Origin of the sequence: Pseudobacter sp., from assembly GCF_051955275.1 — a bacterium.
Lineage (GTDB): Bacteria > Bacteroidota > Bacteroidia > Chitinophagales > Chitinophagaceae > Pseudobacter.
This window is the reverse complement of the sequence record NZ_JBQCGW010000243.1, coordinates 1-2,767: the sequence shown is the minus strand read 5'-3', so window position 1 is coordinate 2,767 and position 2,767 is coordinate 1. Positions and strand designations below refer to the sequence as shown.

The following is a 2,767-nucleotide window of genomic DNA, read 5'->3' as shown; positions in this document are numbered from 1 at the left end:
GGTAGCTTTTTAATATCTGCGCTAAACTGCATAGGAATAAATTAATGTATTAAAACTACAAACTCCAGGAGAATATGTTTCCTGGAGTTTGTGTGCTAATGAGCTATTAACATTATTTTTTAGGCTTTTTCTCTGCTTTTTCGCCTTTTTCAGCGGCAGGAGCGGCTTTTTTCTTTGGAGCGGCCTTTGGTTTTTCTTCTCCTTCGGCTTCTTCTTTCTTAGCTTTTGGAGCAGCTTTCTTTTTAGGCTTTTCCTCTTTTTCTTCGCCGGCTTCTTCAGCGGTTTCCGCCTTCTTTTTGGCTGTTTTTGGCTTTTCTTCGGCCTCAACTTCCTCTTTTTTGGCTTTTTTAGCTGGTTTTTCAGCTACTTCTTCAGTGGGAGCTTCTTCTGCTTCTTCTTCAAACTCCCTGAGTTTGATTTCCACGTCAGCAGCTTTCAGGATGGAATACCATTTAACGATCTTCTTCATATCGCTGGTATACACGCGCTCGAAGTCCAGATCCGGAAATACTTTCTCAAAATATTTTTTAACTAAGGAAGCGTCTTTGCCGTCAGGCAGCTTATCGCTATGGCTACCCATGGCAGTGAATACGTCAACCAGGTTAACATTATCTCGCACGGTATAAATCTCAATGCTTTCCAGGTGTGAAAAATTGTGGATTCTGCTGGATACAAACTTTGTGGATTTGTCTTCCAGCGACCGTACGATGGCCCCGTCATTTTTGCTGCTTACTAATTCAAACAATCCGGGTAACCCAGTTACCGATACGATTTTTCCATATTCCATATTCAATCCATGTTTTTAAAGGATATGCAAGATAATCCGATTTGTGGATGCGGCAAAAATTATACCCGGCGCAGGTTTTCCGGTGTACCGGCATCCAATTAGGCAGATACCATCTATTCAAACAAATAATTCTTTCTCATGAAAAAGATCATTTTCCTGCTGGCAACGGTTGTTCTGACCTGCACAGCAGCTGTTCAGGCGCAGGGTGGCGGTATGCAACGCCGCACCGTTGAAGAGAATGTAAAACTGGTAAAGGAAAAGCTTGCCGACCTGAAACTGGATAAGGACCAGACAGTAAAAGCCGATACCGCTTTTACGGATTACTTCAAATCCCGTGATAAGATGTTTGAAGAAATGCGCAGCAGCAATGGAGACCGCAACCAGATGCGCGAAAAAATGATGAAGCTGAACGAAGACCGTGATGAGAAGCTCAAGAAGATCTTCAACGAGGCACAGTACAAGAAATGGAAAGATGAGATCGAGCCTTCCCTGAGACCACAACGTGGTCCTGGTGGTCCCGGCGGCGGTCAGCGTCAGTAAGCAACACGAATTTTAAGAGAACCAGCCCGGTTCTTAATTCACGCATTTTTTGATCCGTACACATTCCCTACGTTGCCTACCGGGTTAGATGCCGGTAGGCTTTTTTATTGACCCATCCAGGATTTGAAAGCACTCACGTTCTCCTGGCTGATGATCACTTCTTCGTGCAGGGGAGGCTCCACTTCCAGCAATAGTTTACTTTTCGGATAGGACTTGATCCGCTTGATAGCGCTCATATTGAGCAGGTATTTCCTGTTCACCCGGTAGAACATGGCGGGATCCAGCTGCCCTTCGATATCGCTGAGTGACTGATCAAGAATGAACTTCTGACCTTTACTATCCACCATGCATACCAGTTTGTGTGCTGCATAGAAATAAGCGATGTCTTCCGTGCGGATGCTCTGGTAATCCGTTCCTCTTTTTACCAGGAATCTTTTTTTGAAACTACCGGCCGGATTGGTATTGGGCCAGTTCATGACGGACTGATAATTGGCGGTGAAGTATTGTTTCACTTTATCATGCTTCTTCAGTGCAGCTTCCAGCTTTTCCTGTTTTACAGGTTTCAGCAGGTAGTCGATACTGTTATGTTCGAAGGCTTCCTGCCAGTATTCATCATAGGCGGTTACAAAAATAACAGGGCAGCTGATATTCACTTTCTCAAACACACGGAAAGAAAGTCCGTCCGTAAGCTCGATATCCATGAAGATCAGCTCCGGCACAGGGTTCTGGTGCAACCAGCTCACCGTATCCTTTACGCTTGGCAACACAGCAGCCACCTGGATACCGGGATCGATGGCAGCCAGTGACTTGATCAGCTTTTCAGCCGCAGGTTTTTCGTCTTCAACAATGATGACTGTCATATCATGTGATTTTGAGGACCGGCAGCCGCACAACAAAATTCTCTTCCTCTTCCGTAATAATTATGTCGCGGCTGGTGGTCAGTTTATACCGATCCTGCAGGTTGGCCAGCCCGATCCGGGAGGAAGGCTTTCTCAGCACTTTCCTCCTGATGGGATTTTTCACTATCAGCCATCCGTGCTGCAGGTTAACATCCACTATCAATGGAGCGGATACGGAAAACTCATTGTGTTTGATGGCATTTTCAGCCAGCACCTGCAATGAGATGGGAGGGATCAGGTACTGATCATGCAAACCTTCGGGGATGCCGATCTGTAATTGAACCGCGTTCTCGAAACGGATTTGCAGCAGGTAAAAATAATCATTCAGAAAACTCAATTCTTCGCGAAGCAATACTAATTCTCTTTTCTTGCTCTGAAGGATGTATCTGTACACATCTGCAAGGTTATCGTTGAACTGGCGGGCCTTTTGCGGCTTTTCCTCGATGAGGTGAGAGAGTGTATTGAGAGAATTGAAAATGAAATGCGGATCTATCTGGTTACGGAGGGCTTCCAGTTCAGCTTCGGCTTTTGCCTGTTCCAG

The 2,767-nt window shown here is 45.4% G+C and carries 4 protein-coding genes; 1 reads left to right on the top strand and 3 read right to left on the bottom strand.

Annotated elements, in window-relative coordinates; genetic code table 11:
* Nucleotides 1-112: 112 nt before the first annotated feature.
* The gene (locus ACTHMC_RS21120; RefSeq protein WP_440416159.1) at nt 113-787 is read right to left on the bottom strand and encodes a DUF5606 family protein; all 675 of its coding nucleotides are present in this window, start codon (nt 785-787) and stop codon (nt 113-115) included.
* Nucleotides 788-925: 138 nt separating this feature from the next.
* On the opposite strand from ACTHMC_RS21120, the gene ACTHMC_RS21115 reads away from it, so the two are divergent.
* Nucleotides 926-1,327: a hypothetical protein gene (locus ACTHMC_RS21115; protein ID WP_440416157.1), complete on the top strand. Its 402-nt coding sequence runs from the start codon at nt 926-928 to the stop codon at nt 1,325-1,327.
* A 104-nt stretch (nt 1,328-1,431) separates the two neighbouring features.
* Here the strand turns inward: ACTHMC_RS21115 and ACTHMC_RS21110 are convergent, their stop codons facing one another.
* Both ACTHMC_RS21110 and ACTHMC_RS21105 read right to left on the bottom strand, forming a co-directional pair.
* Nucleotides 1,432-2,187, bottom strand: coding sequence for a LytR/AlgR family response regulator transcription factor (locus tag ACTHMC_RS21110; protein ID WP_440416156.1), 756 nt, complete (start codon nt 2,185-2,187; stop codon nt 1,432-1,434).
* Nucleotide 2,188: 1 nt separating this feature from the next.
* Nucleotides 2,189-2,767, bottom strand: a 579-nt coding sequence (locus ACTHMC_RS21105) for a sensor histidine kinase (RefSeq protein WP_440416155.1), incomplete at its 5' end; no start/stop codon positions are given.

Excerpts from the sequence above, each read along its gene's own strand:
- ACTHMC_RS21110 (WP_440416156.1), bottom strand. The coding sequence starts at position 2,187 with ATGACAGTCATCATTGTTGAAGACGAAAAACCTGCGGCTGAAAAGCTG.
- ACTHMC_RS21115 (WP_440416157.1), top strand. The coding sequence starts at position 926 with ATGAAAAAGATCATTTTCCTGCTGGCAACGGTTGTTCTGACCTGCACA.
- ACTHMC_RS21120 (WP_440416159.1), bottom strand. The coding sequence starts at position 787 with ATGGAATATGGAAAAATCGTATCGGTAACTGGGTTACCCGGATTGTTT.